At 70.8% G+C, this 16,477-nt stretch carries 15 protein-coding genes; 3 read left to right on the forward strand and 12 right to left on the reverse strand.

Translation table 11 applies throughout. The features are described 5' to 3' along the window. Positions 1–9 precede the first annotated feature (9 nt). From phnD to P9K36_RS22225, 6 genes are all read right to left on the reverse strand, one after another. Complete coding sequence (gene phnD, locus P9K36_RS22200) at positions 10–939, reverse strand: phosphonate ABC transporter substrate-binding protein (RefSeq protein ID WP_182593172.1); 930 nt, start codon at positions 937–939, stop codon at positions 10–12. A gap of 97 nt (positions 940–1,036) precedes the next feature. Further along, a complete protein-coding gene (gene phnC / locus P9K36_RS22205; protein WP_043387936.1) occupies positions 1,037–1,885 on the reverse strand; it encodes a phosphonate ABC transporter ATP-binding protein in 849 nt (282 codons plus the stop codon). Positions 1,886–1,997: 112 nt separating this feature from the next. Beyond that, the gene (locus P9K36_RS22210; protein ID WP_182593174.1) at positions 1,998–2,618 is read right to left on the reverse strand and encodes a chloramphenicol acetyltransferase; all 621 of its coding nucleotides are present in this window, start codon (positions 2,616–2,618) and stop codon (positions 1,998–2,000) included. Further along, complete coding sequence (locus tag P9K36_RS22215) at positions 2,611–3,297, reverse strand: DUF1045 domain-containing protein (RefSeq protein ID WP_278306002.1); 687 nt, start codon at positions 3,295–3,297, stop codon at positions 2,611–2,613. Before P9K36_RS22215 ends, P9K36_RS22210 begins: the two co-directional genes overlap by 8 nt. Before the next feature lie 27 nt (positions 3,298–3,324). Continuing rightward, on the reverse strand, positions 3,325–4,473 hold the full coding sequence (locus P9K36_RS22220) for a glycosyltransferase (protein ID WP_278306003.1): 1,149 nt from the start codon (positions 4,471–4,473) through the stop codon (positions 3,325–3,327). A 91-nt stretch (positions 4,474–4,564) separates the two neighbouring features. Continuing rightward, a complete protein-coding gene (locus tag P9K36_RS22225; RefSeq protein WP_278306004.1) occupies positions 4,565–7,762 on the reverse strand; it encodes an autotransporter domain-containing protein in 3,198 nt (1,065 codons plus the stop codon). Positions 7,763–8,193: 431 nt separating this feature from the next. On the opposite strand from P9K36_RS22225, the gene P9K36_RS22230 reads away from it, so the two are divergent. After that, positions 8,194–9,822: an inorganic phosphate transporter gene (locus tag P9K36_RS22230; protein ID WP_278306005.1), complete on the forward strand. Its 1,629-nt coding sequence runs from the start codon at positions 8,194–8,196 to the stop codon at positions 9,820–9,822. A gap of 79 nt (positions 9,823–9,901) precedes the next feature. On the opposite strand, the gene P9K36_RS22235 is transcribed toward P9K36_RS22230, so the two are convergent. Both P9K36_RS22235 and P9K36_RS22240 read right to left on the reverse strand, forming a co-directional pair. Then, on the reverse strand, positions 9,902–10,150 hold the full coding sequence (locus P9K36_RS22235; protein ID WP_043385309.1) for a hypothetical protein: 249 nt from the start codon (positions 10,148–10,150) through the stop codon (positions 9,902–9,904). 3 nt (positions 10,151–10,153) lie between these two features. After that, positions 10,154–10,528 (reverse strand): MucR family transcriptional regulator, encoded by a 375-nt coding sequence (locus P9K36_RS22240; protein ID WP_278306006.1) that lies wholly within the window; start codon positions 10,526–10,528, stop codon positions 10,154–10,156. 483 nt (positions 10,529–11,011) lie between these two features. Between P9K36_RS22240 and P9K36_RS22245 the strand changes: the two genes are divergently transcribed. Continuing rightward, positions 11,012–11,287, forward strand: a complete 276-nt coding sequence (locus P9K36_RS22245) for a hypothetical protein (protein WP_278306007.1) — start codon at positions 11,012–11,014, stop codon at positions 11,285–11,287. 35 nt (positions 11,288–11,322) lie between these two features. Beyond that, complete coding sequence (locus P9K36_RS22250) at positions 11,323–11,670, forward strand: helix-turn-helix domain-containing protein (RefSeq protein ID WP_278306008.1); 348 nt, start codon at positions 11,323–11,325, stop codon at positions 11,668–11,670. Positions 11,671–11,702: 32 nt separating this feature from the next. Here the strand turns inward: P9K36_RS22250 and P9K36_RS22255 are convergent, their stop codons facing one another. The 4 genes from P9K36_RS22255 to P9K36_RS22270 form a co-directional block, all read right to left on the reverse strand. Next, the gene (locus tag P9K36_RS22255; protein WP_278306009.1) at positions 11,703–13,031 is read right to left on the reverse strand and encodes an MFS transporter; all 1,329 of its coding nucleotides are present in this window, start codon (positions 13,029–13,031) and stop codon (positions 11,703–11,705) included. A gap of 282 nt (positions 13,032–13,313) precedes the next feature. Next, the gene (locus P9K36_RS22260) at positions 13,314–14,240 is read right to left on the reverse strand and encodes a hydroxymethylglutaryl-CoA lyase (protein ID WP_043352552.1); all 927 of its coding nucleotides are present in this window, start codon (positions 14,238–14,240) and stop codon (positions 13,314–13,316) included. Further along, positions 14,237–15,430 (reverse strand): CaiB/BaiF CoA-transferase family protein, encoded by a 1,194-nt coding sequence (locus P9K36_RS22265; protein ID WP_043352553.1) that lies wholly within the window; start codon positions 15,428–15,430, stop codon positions 14,237–14,239. The genes P9K36_RS22260 and P9K36_RS22265 overlap by 4 nt, the downstream gene beginning before the upstream one ends. 100 nt (positions 15,431–15,530) lie before the next feature. Continuing rightward, entirely contained in the window at positions 15,531–16,451 is a 921-nt protein-coding gene (locus tag P9K36_RS22270; RefSeq protein ID WP_278306010.1) for a LysR substrate-binding domain-containing protein, read from the reverse strand. Between the last annotated feature and the right edge of the window lie 26 nt (positions 16,452–16,477).

The raw sequence follows: 16,477 nt of genomic DNA on the forward strand, positions 1-16,477 counted from the left end.
GGGCCCGGATCAGGACTTCCGGCGCTGCTCGTCGTTGAACCGCAGCATGTCGATGATCGGCTGATAATCCTTGAGGGTCACCGGCGTCAGATCCTGGTCCTTGCCGTCGGAGAGACGGTCGAAGGCGGCCTTGTCGGCCTTCGGCAGGGCCACGAAGGCGTCCCGGATCCTGGCCTTCAGGTCGTCCGGCAGGCTCGTCAGCATGGCGAAGGGCCCCTCCGGCAGGAAGTCGGACTTGAACACGACCCGGAAGTCCGATTGCTGCATCGGCGTGCCATCTGGCTTCTTGAGCATGCCCTTGGCGGCCATGCGGGTGACCATCGTGTCGGTCTCGGAATTCCACAGGTTGGCGGCGGCGTCGGCCGTGCCCTGGGTGAGCGCCAGCACGGCGTTCTCGTGGCTGCCCGCGTAGAAGGTCTTGCCGAAGAACTTCTCCACGTCGTAGCCGGCCCGCTTCAGGAAGAAGCGCGGCGCCTGGTTGCCGGAGGTGGAGTTCGGATCGACCAGGGCGAGGTTCTTGCCCTTGAGATCCTCGACGGTCTTGTAGGGGCTGGAGGCCAGAACGTAGACCACCGAATAGTAGCCCGAGGCGCCGGTCTCGTGCTTCTGGTTGACGATCGGCTCGATCTTCACGCCGGTCATCACGGCCCGCGCGAAGGAGGCCGGTCCGTACCACGCGATCTGGATGTTGCCGGCCCGCTGGCCCTCGATCACGGCGGCGTAGTCGCTCGCCACCCGCAGCTTCACCGGCACGCCGAGCGTCTTGGTCAGGTAGGCGGTGAGCGGCGCCCAGCGGTCGGCGGTGCCCGAGGCGTTCTCGGCCGGGATCACGCCGAGCGTCAGCTCCGGATACTGGGCCTTCCAGTCCTGGGCGGCGGCCGGCAGGCCGAGGAGGGCGAGAGCCGCGGCGGCGCCGGCGAGAGTGCGTCGGGTGATCATCGTGTCGTCCTTCGTGACGGCGTAGGGCAGGAAGTTCGGCCGGCCGGAGGCCGGTCGGGCGTTTCCCGAATGGTTGTTGGGGCTTGGATGGCCCGGATCAGGCGCCGAGGGCGGCCTCGCGGACCGGCCGCGCCGGCACGAGACCGGGCCGGCCGGGCATCGCGGCCCGCTGCTCCGCCTCGCGCTGCGCGGAATCGTCCAGCACCTCGCCGGCCTCCAGGCCGTAGAGCCGGCGCGCCACGTCCTCGGTGAGGTCGAACGGTCCGCCCTCGAACACGACCCGCCCGGCCGCGAGTCCCACGAGGCGGTCGCAATAGGCGCGCGCGAGGTCGAGGGAATGCAGGTTGCACAGCACCGTGATGCCGTAGCGCCGGTTCACCTCGGCCAGCGCGTCCATCACGAGCCGGGTGTTGCGCGGGTCGAGGGAGGCCACCGGCTCGTCGGCGAGCAGGATCTCGGGCTCCTGCACGAGGGCGCGGGCGATGGCGACCCGCTGCTGCTGCCCGCCCGACAGGCCGTCGGCGCGCTGGCCGGCGAACTCGCCCATGTCGAAGCTCTCCAGGGCGGCGAGCGCCATGGCCCGGTCTTCGGCGGACCATTGCCGCAGCAGGGAACGGTAGCTCGGCACGTGGCTGAGCCGGCCCATCAGCACGTTGGTCATCACGTCGAGGCGGCCGACGAGGTTGAACTGCTGGAAGATCATGGCGCAGCGGGTCCGCCATTCGCGCAGGTCGCGGCCCCGCAGGGTGGTGACCTCACGGCCGTCGTGGAGAATGCGCCCCGAACTCGGGTCCGCCAGCCGGTTGATCAGGCGCAGCAGCGTCGACTTGCCGGCGCCCGACCGGCCGATCACGCCGACGAAGCTGCCGGGCTCGATCCGGAGCGACACGCCGTCGACGGCGCGCCGGTCGCCGTACTGGCGCGTGAGATCCTCGATAACCAGCATGCCACCATCCGCCGGGGAATGGCCGCAGGTAAACGCCGATTTCACGACGATTGGATGACGAATACAGATCGATTATGTTTGCCGGCGCAATTCTTACATTTTGATAGCCGGCTTAAACTTCATAGCGTTCGAGGAATGCTTCGATGGGCAGGCCGCGGAAATCCGGAAGCGCCCGGCGCAGCCGTTCGTGATCCCAGTCCCACCATGCCAGGCGCATCAGACGTTCGGCGATGGCCTCGGGGAAGCGGCGCCGGACCGGTTTGGCGGGATTGCCGACAACGATCGTGTAGGGTTCGACGTCGCGGGTGACGATGGCGCCCGCGCCGACCACGGCGCCGGTGCCGATGGTGCGGCCGGGCAGGACAACGACGCCGTGGCCGATCCAGACATCGTGGCCGATCGCCACCGGGCTCGCCCGGCGCCGGTCGAAGAAGGCGGGCTCGTCGGACTCCTCCGGCCAGTAGGCTCGTGCCCGGTAGGTGAAATGCGCCTGCGACGCGCGCTCCATCGGGTGGTTGCCGGGATTGATCCGCACGCTGGCGGCGATCGAGCAGAACTTGCCGATGGTCGTGTAGATCACCTCGCAATCCTGACCGATGTAGGAATAATCGTCGAGGATCGTCTCGGTGAGGCGGGTTCGCGCGCCGACCTCCGTGTAGTGGCCGAGGCGGCAATCCACGACCCGGGCGCTGGGATCGCGTGCGGGTTCGAGTCCGAGGGGACGGTCAACCACGGGGCTCTCCGAAGGGCAGGCGCGCCAGGAGCCGGAACGGGCCGGACCCGTCCTGGGTCAGGAGGCACACGGCGTCGATCACAAGGGGCTCCGGCCCCGCGGCGGCGTAGGCCTCGGACAGGCGCCGGTGCCAGGCTTCGCGCTCCGCCTCCGGCAGGGCGTCGGTCAGGGTCATGTGGAAGCGGAAGGCCTCGAACACGTACGGGTAGCCCCAGCGCGCCAGCAGCGCCCGCCCGCGCGGGTCGAGGCGCTCCGGGCGGCGCTTGGCGCGCTCGGCCTCGGTGAGCGGCGCACGGAACGGGTCGAGGGCGGCGACGCACTCGGCGGCGAAGAGCCCCAGCTCCGGCGGGGGAGCTTCCGGCACGAGGGCGAGGAACGGCCCGAGGGCGGCGACCCGGAGCGGGCCCACCGCCACCGGCGGGTGCGCGGCCGCGAGGTCACGGGTGGCGGCGACGAGATCCGCCTCCGTGGTGCCCGCCGCGAGGCGCAGCGGCGCCTTGAGGGTGGCGTGGAACCCGTAGATCCGGGCCCCCGCCGTGACGGCGGCGAGGTCGCTCAAGCCCTCCGGGTGCGGGACCGACGCCCCCGAGACGGGGTCGGTGCCGAGGACGGACCGGCCGAAGGCCTCCAGCCGGGAACCCGGGGCGGGCAGGCAGTAGAGAGCGTAGCGGCGCGACACCTTTCGGCCTCCGATCGTCGGCCGCCGTCAGGCCGTCGGCGCGTAGGGACGCGCCTCGGCGGCCCGCCGGGGGCGCACGTCCATGGCGTTGCCCCGCCACACGATGGCGCTCTGCATCCAGGCGCCGAGCCAGATCGCCGGGATCAGGGCGTCGCGCACCAGGAAGGCCGCCAGCAGGCGGGGCGAACGGTGCCAGCCCGCGCGGATCGCGAGCCGGTGCTCGGCGGCATAGCACAGGCCGGCGAGGCCGGCAGCGCCGACGAGGCCCGTGAGGCTGCCGGCCCAGAGGGCGATGAGAAGCGCCGGCAACAGGACACCGCTGCCGATCTCGGGAGCGAAGAACAGCGGGAAGGTCACGCGGCGCAGGCGCGCCCAGCGCAGCTGCCGCGCCCAGACCTCCTGGAAGCCGCGCGGCCCGAGCGGCTGCTCGAACGGGCTCGCCACGAGGTGGACCCGCTTGCCGGCGGCCCGGACGAGCTTGGTGGCGGCCGCGTCCTCGGCGATCTCGGCCGCGAGCGCCTGCAGGCCGCCCTGCGCCTCCAGAAAGGGCTTGTGCCACAGCATGCTCTTGCCCTGCGCGAAGCCCAGCCCGAACGCCTCGGCGGCGTATTGCCAGCGGGCCTGCAGGGTGTTCAGGAAGGCGCATTCCACCTCGGCCATGAAGCTGCCCGGGCGCGCCCCGGCGGGGGTCGAGCAGACGAGGCCGGTATCGTCCCGCCACGCCGCCTGGAGCCGCTGGAGGTAGTCCGGCGGCATGGCCACGTTGGAATCGGCGAGCACCACCCAGTCGTGGGCGGCGGCCCGCCAGCCCCGCAGGCAATTGTTGAGCTTCGGATTCTCGCAGAGGCGCTCGTCGCCGAGGATCAGGCGGGCGGGCACGCGCGGATGGGCCGCGATCAGCCGCCGGACCATCGGCACGATCGGGTCCCCGGGGTCGGCCACGCAGAAGATCAGCTCGTAGGACGGGTAGTCGAGGCGGAAGCTCCGGGTGAGCATCTCCTCGCTGTAAGCCTCGATCCCGTGAAGCGGACGGACCACGGAGACGGGCGCGCCGTCCGGAAACCGCGACGGCCCGTGGCTCCGGCCGAGGCGCCGGCCCGCGACGCCGATGCTGACGATCTGGACGAGGGCCAGAAGCGCGCCGAGGGACAGGGCCGGCACCGTGGCGTCAAGCATGCGGATCCCTCGATCGATGAAGCGAGCGGTCCGGTCCGCTAGCGGCCGGACCGCGTCAGGCGTGTGACAGAGGCGACGTCGTCCGGCGTGTTCAGAACCGGAGGGTGAAGGTGCCCTTCACGGCCTGATCCTGGGCGCGGGCGCCGGTCTGGCCGGTATAGGCCACGCCCAGGCTCGCGTTCGGCGCCACCGCCAGATCGAGCCCGACCTGCGCCACCAGCGCGGCCCGGTCGATCGGCACGCCCGCGCTCAGGAAGGCCGGGCCCGTGCCGAACCGCAGCAGGGCCGTCGGCACCACGTCGCCGAACGCCCGCCGGTAGCCGACCAGACCGCGCAGCGTCACCGGAAGACCCAGCCCCAGCTCCAGGCCCGTCTGCGCCCGCACCCCCACGGTCGCCGCGCCCAGATCGTAGTCCCGCGCGACGCTCGCCAGCGCCGCCGCGCCCCCGGTCTCCGCGAAGGCGTCCCGCCGGATGCCGACATACGCCCCGCCGACGAACGGCTCGACGTAGGAGGCCGCCGGCGGCACCGGCACCGCGACGCCGTCCCTCGACACCAGAGCCGCCGGAGCCGGCTGGCCGAGCGCGATCCTCCAGCCGATCTCGCCGAAGCCCTGCACCGTATAGCCGCCGCCATGGCCGCTCAGCGTGTCCGACAGCCCGTACAGCACCGCCCGCCGGGTGCGCGTGTCGGTCCCGGCGTAGAGCGCTCCCAGCCGCACCGACAACGGCCCGACCTCATAGCCGCCATACAGGCCGCCGAAGCCGCTCTTGAGCGTGGCGCTCTCCGCCCGGCTCGTGCCGCCGGACCGGCCGGCGCTGTCGAGATACGCCTCCGTGTAGCCGCCGACCACGCCGACGCGCAGCCCGTTCGACACGCGGACATCCGCGCCCGCCGCGAAGCCGGCGATCTGCCGGTCGAGGTTGAACGCGTTGCCGCCGCCCTCGGCCGTGCCGAAGGCGCCGAAGCCCTGGCCCCAGAGCCCGAACACCTGCGGGTCGAGGGTCCGCACCGGCACGCCCGCCACCACCGGCTGGCGCCCCGGCAGGTCGGCCGCGTAGGCGGCCGGCAGGGTGCCGTAATCGAGGCCGGTGCCGGGGCTGCCCCAGCGCAGGCGGTCGAGCACCGCCTCGCGCACGAAGAACGCGGTCTCGTAGGCGGTGGACACGGTGCCGGCGTGGATGTCGCCCGCCAGCGCCCGGAAGGCGTTGCCGGCCTCGGCCGTGGTGAAGGCGACCGCCGCGTCGAAGAGCCGGCCCGGGCCGGCCGCCTGGACGGCGTTGGCCGCCGCCATGCCGTTGCGGCTGGTGGCTGACGCGGCGAACGGCACGTCGTTGCGGGTGAGGGTCAGGTCGACCGCGTCGGTCCGGTAGCGCAGGCCCGGGCTGAGGAAGGCGAGGTTCGCGGTCACGCCGGCGAACTGGCCCGAGACGCCGCCGGCGGCGGAGAGGATCGTGTAGGTGGTGCGCGGGTTGTAGGCGCCCGAGGCGGCCAGCACCTGGACGGTGCCGCCCGACAGGGTGGCGCTGCCGGTGGCGGCGATGCGGTCGGCCTGTCCGGCGGCGTTGGCCTCGACCCGGTAGGTCGAGCCGGCCGCGAAGGCGGCATTGCCGGCGACGGTGAGCGTGCCGATGGAGTTGCCGGGCGCCACCGTGCCCCCCGAGAGCGCGCCGATCCCGCCCACCTTGCCGGAGCCGCCGAGCAGGCCGCCGGCGCCCACGAAGACAGTCCCCGCGATGGTGCCGTTGGCATAGAGCGCGCCGCCCTGTCCGATGCCGACATCGATGCCGAGGCGGTCGGTGGCGTCCATGCGCAGGGTGCCGGTGACGTTCCCGAAATACCCGGCGGCCGCATAGAGGTCGAGGCGGCTCCAGTAGCTGAGGGGGCTGCCGTAGAAGGCGGACAGCGCGTTGGTCTCGGTGTTGACCAGGATCTGGTTGATCGTGCTGGTGGCGAGCTGGCCGTAGAGGCCGCCGGTGGGCGCGAGGGTCCGCGCGGCGGCGGTCGATCCGCCGTAGAGCGGCGCGAGCAGGATCGAGGCGTCCGGCCCGCCGGCGGGAGCGGCCTCGCGGGGCGCCTGGGCGAAGCTGAGGGTCGGCAGGCCGTAGGTGAGGCGTTGCTGGTAGGCAGCCTGGTTGCCGGCCGACGGAACGTAGGGATTCCCGGCCGCGTTGGCGGCGCTGCCCGCGCAGGCGGCGACGGTGTTGCCGCACTGGGCGGCGAGGTAGGCCTGCAGCTGGCTCTGGGCCGCCACGAACTGGGCGGGCAGGTTGATCGCCGTGCCAGTCACCGCGGCGTTGTTGATATAGGCCGGGTTGGTGAAGGCCTGGGCGAGGTCGTAGGTGGCGAGCGCCCGTCCGCCGATGATGTCCAGGGGGTAGTGCACGCCCAGGACGATGCGGCTGTTGGCGTAGTCGGCCGCCCGGGCCAGCATGCTCTGGTATTGCTGCGGCACCAGCATCGCGAGCAGGATGCCGTCGGTGAACGCGTAGGTGGTGTGCCCGCTCGGAAAGGACGGGTTCGTGGCGATGCCGTTGAGCGCGGTCGGGTCGAAGGTGTTGAACCGGGCCGGCGCCGCCTGGACGGGCCGCGAGGAACCGTAGACATCCTGGCCGGCTTGCGTGTTGGTCACGCCGTAGGCGAGGTCGTAGACGCTGTTGGTCGTGTTCGGCAGCCCGTTGGCGGTGGGCAGGCTGTAGCCCGCCGGCGCCACGGCCGGCACCGCCACGTAGTTGGCCGGGGTCACGCTCGGATTGTTGGCCGCGCCGTTGGCATAGTAGTTCTTGGCGACGCCCAGGTTGTTGCCTGTGAAACCGTAGGCACCGGCCAGCAGATTGACCACGCTGCCCAGGGGTCCGCTCGCGCCCTGCTCGACCCCGCGCTGGTAGATCGGGCCGAGCTGGGCACCCAGGCCGCCGACGAGCTGCTGCGGAACGATGCCGTTGATCGGCGTCTGGGCCGGCAGGCCGCCCGCGAGATTTGCAGCCACGCCGTATGTCCCGAGCCCGGCCGAGGACAGGTCGTTGCGCGCCGAGCCCAGCAGGTTCTTGTCGCTGATCGCGAGCTGCTGCTGGGCGAGCCCCGCGGCGTTGTTGATCGCGATCGACTGCGCCAGGTTGAGCTGCAGCGTCTGCTGACCGGTCGCCGTCGTGTTGAGCGTCAGGTACGGCGCCAGCAGATTGAGGACATTGACGTCCGAAGCGGTCGTGTTGGCCGTCTGTGCCTGCGCGCCCGGTCCGAAGGCAGCGACCGCCAACGCCACGATCGAGACGCCATATCGAAATGTCATGCCAACCCCCAAAGCGCGCGGCGATTCAGCCTGCGAGCCGGAGATTTAGCGAACTCTACGCGCTCGCCTTCGTCATAATCCAGTCACAAATCTAAAAGATTACATTTGTATCCTGCCAGCAACAGGATCAAAACTTTGCCGGCGCAAATCATATCATGACTCATCTTCGTCTTAACCTTGCAGCGCGTGCCGTCATGACATGAGGATCGGGGCGATGGCCGTCCGTCATCGCAACGGGCCTGGCACAGACCGCCCATCCTCGGCGGCCCGAACACTGGGACGGCCCGGACACTGGGGACGGGACGAAATCCCGCAAATCGCTTCGGCCGGATGCCGTTGCGCGAGGCTGGACGCGGGATCGACGTCACCCGACCGTCACGGGCACATTTTAATCCCGGCTCACCATCACGAATGATTCCGCGCGAGGGTTCATGTCCGATTCCGCCGTGGCGCCGTCGGGGGCGGTCGCAGGCCGGCAGGTAGGGGCCCCGCGCCTCGACCACGGACTGCATCTCGGCGGGGTGGTCGCCTTCCTCCTCGTGCTGGTGGCGGGCCTCGGCTACGCGGTGGTGAGCCTGATCGCGGACATGAACGCCGTCGGCGAGGCGCCCCTCGCCTACGGCGCCTTCGCGCTGCTCGGCCTCGCCTTGCTGATCGCCCTCGCCTTCGAGTTCGTGAACGGCTTCCACGACACCGCCAATGCGGTCGCCACGGTGATCTACACCCACTCGATGCCGCCGCTCGTCGCGGTGATCTGGTCGGGCGTCTTCAACTTCCTCGGCGTGATGCTCTCCTCGGGCGCCGTGGCCTACGCCATCGTGACGCTGCTGCCGGTGGAACTGATCCTCAATGTCGGCTCGCATGCGGGCTACGCGATGATCTTCGCGCTGCTGCTGGCGGCGATCCTCTGGAACCTCGGAACCTGGGCGTTCGGGCTGCCCAATTCCTCGTCCCACGCGCTGATCGGCTCGGTGCTCGGCGTCGGCCTCGCCAATCAGCTGATGAACGGCGGCGACGGCACCGCGGGCGTCGACTGGAGCCAGGCCCTCAACGTCTTCAAGGCGCTGCTGTTCTCGCCGGTCTGCGGCTTCGTGCTGGCGGCGCTGCTGCTGCTCGCCCTGAAATTCGCGGTGCGCCGCAAGGACCTCTACGCGGCGCCGAAGGGCGAAGCGCCGCCGCCCCTGTGGATCCGCGGCCTGCTGATCCTCACCTGCACGCTGGTCTCGTTCTTCCACGGTGGCAACGACGGGCAGAAGGGCATGGGCCTGATCATGCTGATCCTGATCGGCGCCGCCCCCACCGCCTACGCGCTCAACCGCACCATGGCGGACGACACGACGCCCGCCTTCGTGCAGGCTTCGACGGCGGCGGGCGCGGTGTTCTCCGCCCAGGCGCCCGGCGCGGAGGTGCCGGACGCCGCCGCCGCGCGCCGGACCGTGACGGAAGCGCTGAAGACGAAGGACCTGAACGCGCCGCCCGTCTACGCCGCGCTGGCGGCGCTCGCGAACGACATTGCCGCCAGCGTGAAGAATTACGGCGCGATCCGCACGGTGCCGGCCGCCCAGACCCAGAACCTGCGCAGCGACATGTACCTCGCCGCCGACGCGGTGCGCGTGCTGCCGGGCTCCGGGGCCGATCTCTCGGAGGCCGACAAGGCGACCCTCAAGCGCTACGCGGGCCTGCTCAACGACGGCACGCGCTACATCCCGGGCTGGGTCAAGGTCTGCGTCGCCCTCGCCCTCGGCCTCGGCACCATGGTCGGCTGGAAACGCATCGTCGTCACGGTGGGCGAGAAGATCGGCAAGACCCACCTGACCTACGCGCAGGGTGCCTCGGCGGAGATCGTCGCGGCCGGCACGATCGGGCTGGCCGAACTCTACGGCCTGCCGGTCTCGACCACCCACATCCTGTCATCCGGTGTCGCCGGGACGATGGCGGCCAACGGCTCGGGCCTGCAGATGGCCACCGTGCGCAACATGGCACTCGCCTGGATCCTGACCCTGCCGGCGGCGATCACCCTCGCGGCCGTGCTGTTCTACCTCCTGCGCCACATGTTCTGATCCGGCGTCTGGCCGGCTGGCCGGAGACCGGGCGTCATCCCATGGGGAGCAGCCCGGTCTCCGGCTTCCGTCGGCCCCCTCAGGAACCCGCCATCGCCCGCACGAAGGCCAGGCAGGTCCGGCGCGCGGCCGGATTCTCGATCGCCACGAACGCCGAGACGAGGTCGGCCGCCTGGGCGATGGCCGCGTCGGGCCGGTCGGCATCCGGGAAGAAGCTCGCCACCGGCACGTCGAGAATCCCGGCGATGCGGTACAGCGCATCCTTCGAGGCCGCCCCGGGGGGAGGCTTGTGGGTCCGGGCGGGACCCGGGGACGAGGCGGGCACCATCACTCACCCCGCCTTGTGGCCGAGCTGGATCGCCCGGGCGATCTCGGAACGCCGGGCCGCATAGCCCGGGGCGACCATCGGGTAATCGGCCGGCAGGCCGTACTTGGCCCGGTAGCGCTCGGGCGTGAGGCCGTGGGCGGTCAGGTGGCGCTTCAGGGTCTGGTAGGCGCGGCCGTCGATGAAGCTGATCAGGCCCGCTTCCTGGATCGAGGCGTCGACCTGCTCCTGGCTCAGGCCGCCTGCCCTCGAACCCGACGGGTCGCGGCGGAGGACTGCGATCGCCGAATGCACTTGGTCGATGAGAGCCGGCAGGGCCCCGACGTCGATCGCGTTGCGCGAGACGTAGGCGGCGACGATGGCGCCGACCTTCTCCAACATGAACGTTGAACGGGCTGCGCTGAGGTTATCCATAGGAGACATCACCATTGAAAGGCCCGGCACCATGCGCCTGATCCACGACTGCAGGTCGGGGTGAACCGGGACCGCGGACGCGGATCAGGGTGCCGGATCGAAGGCCGGAGAATTGCTACCTCAAGTTGATATCGCACCAATTCTTGAGGTTGCAGATAATATACAATATGAGCGGGCCGGGGTTTGTCCGTGAGCGCGAGGTTTTTTGATCCGTCGCGCAGGGCGACCGATCCTCGAATTGGTTACCGCGGCATTCACTGTTTTCGGCCGCGAAGATCGGCATCCGAACCCGTTTTCGGCGTCGGCAGCCGCCTGTCGGGCTCCAGCCCGGGACGGTTCACCGGTGCCGTCTGCCGGGTCCGGGCACGGCCGTGCGGGATCTGCTCCGCCCGACGACGTCCCGCAGCCGACCGCTCTCTGCCCCCATCCCGGCGTCGCGGGGATCGATCCGTGCAGACTCTGTTCTCAACCGTCGGTCTTCCACCGCAGGACAGCGTCCGACGGCGGCGGGAGATCATCTCCGCCCCCCTCATGACGGTCGAGCTTCCGACGCTCCGAGCAGAGCCCTTTGCGGCCAAGCGGGAACGCGCGGAGGTCGGTTCCCTCGTCGTGGTCGATCGTCAGCCGCTGGTGGTGATGACGGAGACGGACAGTCGCCGGATCCTGGATGTGCCGCGCGACCGTCTGAAGCGCGGCTCGGACCGGCCCGGCTCTACACGGCCCTGACCGTCGGCACCGATCGCGCATCCGCAAGCCTGGCAATGAGCGTCTTCAGCGAGCTGATCCGTATCCGCGACCGTCTCGGGGCAGCCGCAGCCGCGCGCATGACGGAGATCGGCATCGACTTGATCATCGCCGGTCTCTCGAAGCGGCTGGCCCGGGAGGTGCCCCAGCCCGTCAACGGCAGCGTCGTGGTCCAGCGCGCCGAGGCCCATCTGAAAACCGCCGCCCGGCGGCTGGCCGATCCGGCCTGCGCGCACCTGTCGATCGGCCTGCTCGCCTATGGCTGCGGCTTCGCCGGCCAAGCCCACTTCGCCCGCCGCTTCAAGGGGCGCTACGAGGCAGCGCCCCGCGCGTATCGGCAGGCGGCCCTGGTGGGCGTCCCGTAGCCCGTCGGCCCGGGACGCCCGATGCGGCCGGATCAGGGCGCCTTGTCGCTCCGGCGCAGGCTCGCCGGCATGGCGAAGAGCGCGAGCCCGGCGGCGACGAGGCAGAGCACCCCGATGCCGTACAGGGCCGGCGTCGTCGAGCCGGTCAGGTCCTTCACCCAGCCGACCATCACCGGGCTGACGATGCCGCCGAACTGGCCCAGCGTGTTGATCAGCGCGATCCCGCCCGCCGCGCCGACGCCGGTGACGAGCTTGGCCGGCAGCGTCCAGAAGGTCGGGATCGAGGCGACGATGCCGGCGCCCAGCAGGGCCAGGGCGAACATCAGCGGCACGATGTGCTTGTCGAACAGGCCGGCGCCGAAGAAGCCGAGCGCCGCCGTGATGGCGAGGCCCGCGACGAATTTCGGCCGCTCGCCAGAGGCGTCGGAGAGACGCCCGATCACGACCATGCTGATCGCGCCGCAGATGTAGGGAATCGCCGTGAGGAAGCCCACCGAGGCCGCCTGGCCGCCGCTCGCGGTCTTGATCAGGTCCGGCCCCCAGAAGTTGAGGCCATACGAGCCGATCTGGAGCAGGAAGTAGATCAGCGCGATCATCAGGAAGCCCGGCTGCCGGATCGCCCCGAGGAGCGAATGGTCGCCGATCTCGCGGTTGTGGTGGGCGATGCGGCTGGACAGGAGCGCCTTCTCGGGCTCCGAGAGCCAGCGGGCGTCGGCGATCCGGTCGTCGAGGCGCGTCAGCACGAGCAGGCCGAGGACGAGGCAGGGCAGGCCGCCCGCCAGGAACAGCCATTGCCAGCCGGCAAGGCCGCCGACGCCGTTGAGGCCGCCGAGGATGAGGCCCGCCACCGGCGCGCCGAAGATGCCCGAGAAGGCCGAGGCCACGAACATGAAGCTGGTGATCCGCCCGCGATGCGAGGCCGGGAACCACAGGGTCAGGTAGTAGAGGATGCCCGGCGCGAAACCCGCCTCCATGGCGCCGATCACGAAGCGCAGGGCGTAGAAGTGCCACTCGCTGCGGATGAAGATCATCAGCGCGGTGGCGATGCCCCAGGAGATCATGATCCGGGCGATCCAGCGGCGCGCCCCGACCCGGTACAGCATCAGGTTCGAGGGCACCTCGAAGATCACGTAGCCGACGACGAACATGCTCGCACCGAGCCCGTAGGCGACGTTGCTGAAGCCGAGGTCGCTCTGGAGCTGGAACTTGGCGAAGCTGATGTTGATGCGGTCGAAGAACGCGAACATGTAGCAGATCATGATCAGCGGCATGAGCCGCCACGCGACCTTGCGGACGACGCTCGTCTCCGTCACCGCACCGGCCTCGACGGCGGCCGGCGAACCCGACAGGGCTGCGGTCATGGTTTCCTCCGTGTTGTTGTTTTCGGACACGTGGTGGGGGGCGCCGCCTTCGGACGGGCGGCTTGCCCCGGGTGAGCTCAGAGCCTGTTCGACTGGGCTCCTCCAACCCGCGCCCTCATCCTGAGGTGCGGCGAAGCCGTCTCGAAGGAGCCCTCGAGTCCGAAGCGCGATGCCTGAAGACCTCCTTCGAGGCCTCCGCTGTGCTCCGGCACCTCAGGATGAGGGCGCGACCAGGATCTCCCTCGCGTGGCGCGGGATCGCGGCCGCAGGGTCAACGCACTCTCAGGCGGCCTTGGCCGGCGCCGGGTGGAGATCGCAGGGGCGTCCAGCCTTGGCGACCTGGCCGGGCACGTCGTGGCCGACGAGGCGGGGCAGATCCCGCGACAGGCCGATCAGCGCCGGAAGGTCGAGGCCCGTCGGCACGCCCATCTCGTGGGCCATGCTGACGAGGTCCTCGGTGCAGATGTTGCCGGTGGCGCCGGGCGCGAACGGGCAGCCGCCGAGGCCCCCGAGCGCCGCGTCGAAGCGGCGGGCGCCCGCGTCGTAGGCAGCCAGCACGTTGGCGAGGCCGAGGCCGCGGGTGTTGTGGAAATGGAGCGTCAGGCGCCCGGGGCCGACCAGCGGCAGGACCCGCGCGACGAGGCGGCCCACCTGCCGGGGATTGGCCATGCCGGTGGTGTCGGCCAGCGTCACCCCGTCGATGCCGAGGGACAGGTAGCGCTCCACTTGCGCGACGACCTTGTCGACCGGCTGGTCGCCCTCGAACGGGCAGCCGAAGGCGGTCGCCACCGTGGCGTTGGTGCTGACCGGGGCGCCGCGCACCGAATCCATGATCCGGGCGAAGCCGGCGATCGAGTCGGCCGGGCTCATGCCCATGTTGGCGCGATTGTGGGTCTCGCTCACGGAGGCGACGAGGTTGATCTCGTCGACCTTGGCGGCGAGCGCCCGCTCGGCGCCCTTCGGGTTCGGCACCAGGGCGACGTAAACGGTCCCGGGCCGGCGCCGAATCCCGGAAAAGACCTCGGCTGCGTCGGCGAGCGCCGGCACCGCCTTGGGCGAGACGAAGGACGAGACCTCGATCCGGCTGAAGCCGGCCGCCGCCAGGGCGTCGATCAGGCGGATCTTTTCCGCCGTCGGCACGAAGACCGGCTCGATCTGGAAGCCGTCGCGGGTGGCGACCTCCTGGACGATCAGCGTGTCGCCGCTCATGCCACGGCTCCCTTCTCGCGCAGCGCGGCGATGCGCGCCGGGTCGAGACCGAGCTCGGCGAGCACGGAATCGGTGTGGGCGCCCAGCGCCGGCCCCTGCCAGCGGACCTCGCCGGGCGTGTCGGAGAGCTTCGGCACGATGCCGGGCATCTTCACCGCGGTCCCGCCGGGCAGTTCCGCCTGCAGGATCATGTCGCGCGCCTGGTAGTGCGGATCGGCCACGATGTCGGCCACCGAGTAGATCCGGCCGGCCGGCACGTCGGCGGCGTCGAGGACGGCGAGCGCCTCCTCGACGGTCTTGGTCTTCGACCAGTCGGCGATGGTGCCGTCGAGCATCGCGGATTGCTGCGAGCGGCCCTCGTTGTTGCGGAGCGCCGGGTCGTCGGCGAGGTCGGGCCGGCCGATCGCCGTCATCAGGCGGCGGAAGATCGGGTCGCTGTTGCCGGCGATGACCACGTAGCCGCCGTCCCGCGTCGGATAGGTGTTCGACGGGGTGATGCCCGGCAGGGCGCCGCCGGTGCGGGTGCGGACCTCGCCCAGCAGGTCGTATTCGGGAACGAGGCTCTCCATCACGTTGAACACGCTCTCGACGAGCGAGACGTCGATGACCTGGCCCGCGCCCTGTCCGGTCTTGACCCGCAGCAGAGCCATCAGCGCGCCGATGACGCCGTGGAGCGAGGCCAGGGTGTCGCCGATGCTGACGCCGACCCGCGCCGGCGGAGCCTCCGGGCTACCGGTGGTGAAGCGGATGCCGCCCATCGACTCGCCGATGGCGCCGAAGCCGGGCCGGTCGCGGTAGGGCCCGGTCTGGCCGTAGCCCGAGATGCGGACCATCACGAGGTTGGGGTTGAGCGCTGAGAGCACGTCCCAGCCCAGCCCGAGCTTTTCCAGACCGCCGGGCCGAAAGTTCTCGACCACGACATCGGCGCTCTTGGCGAGCTGCTTGACGATGTCGAGACCGTCCGGAGACTTCAGATTGACCGCGATCGACTTCTTGTTGCGCGACTGCAGGTACCACCAGAGCGAGGTGCCCTCGTGCATCTTGCGCCACTTCCGGAGGGGATCACCCTCACCCGGGGGTTCGACCTTGATGACCTCCGCGCCGAATTCGGCCATCAGCCGCGTGGCGAAGGGCGCGGCGATCAGCTGACCAAGCTCGAGAACGCGGATACCGCTGAGCGGACCGGACACGGCTTTCCTCCATCTTTGGTTGCCTTGAAAATACGGCCGTTCCCGCCGCGAAGTCCAAACGCCATGCATCATCGTGCGTTCGCGAGCGGAGAACGCAGACTCAGCGCCCGGCGGCCCGGAGATGGTCCAAGAGGAGCGTCGCCGCCGGGGATACCGGTCCGGGCCGGACCACGAGGCGCAGCGTGCGCGCCGCCCAGGGATCGGTGAGCGGCACCGCGGCGAGCCGCATCGGCGGTCCGAGCAGGGCGTAGACATGTTCTGGGACGGTCCCGAGACCCAGGCCGACCTGCGCCATCCGGCAGATGGCGTCGAAGCTCGGGACGTGCATGCGCAGACGCAGGGGCCGGCCGAGGCGCCGGGCCTCGTCGCGCAGGGCGGCGTAGATCGAACTCTCCGCGTGCAGCCCGACATGGTCGTAGTCGAGGGTATCGGCCAGGGCGACGGCGCTGCGGCGGCTCAACGGATGCCCGACGGGCATCACCAGGACGAGGCGGTCGCTCCGGTACGGGTAGGCGGTGAGGCTGCGGGTGTCGGTGTTGTCGGCACAGAGGCCGAGATCGGCGAGTCCCTCCTCGACGCCGGCCACGACGCCACCGCTCGGGCGCTCCTCGAGGTCGACCCGGATCCCGGCCTGCGCCGCCAGGAAGGCCTGCAGGTCCTCGGGCAGGAATTCCACGATGGCCGAGAGGTTGGCGAGCACCCGCACGAAGCCGCGCACGCCCCGGGCGTGCTCGGCGAGTTCCAGGGCGATCTGCTCGGCGCTCGCCAGCATCCGGCGGGTGTGGTGCAGCAGGGTCTCGCCCGCCGGCGTGAGCCGCATGCCGCGCGGCTCGCGGGTGAGCAGGGTGCAGCCCAGCGCGTGCTCCAGCTCGGCGAGGCGCTTGCTCACCGCCGAGGGCGCGATCGCCGCCCGGCGGGCCGCGCCGTTCAGCGTCCCCTCTGCGCAGATGGCCGCGAACAGCCGGAGGGTCTTCAGGTCGAGGCGGCTGAGGGTTGCGGCCGCGGGCAGGTCGGCGGACATCCGGTGACGGCTCGGTCAGGCGTGCC

Origin of the sequence: Methylobacterium sp. 391_Methyba4 (assembly GCF_029691625.1) — a bacterium.
Classification (GTDB): domain Bacteria; phylum Pseudomonadota; class Alphaproteobacteria; order Rhizobiales; family Beijerinckiaceae; genus Methylobacterium; species Methylobacterium fujisawaense.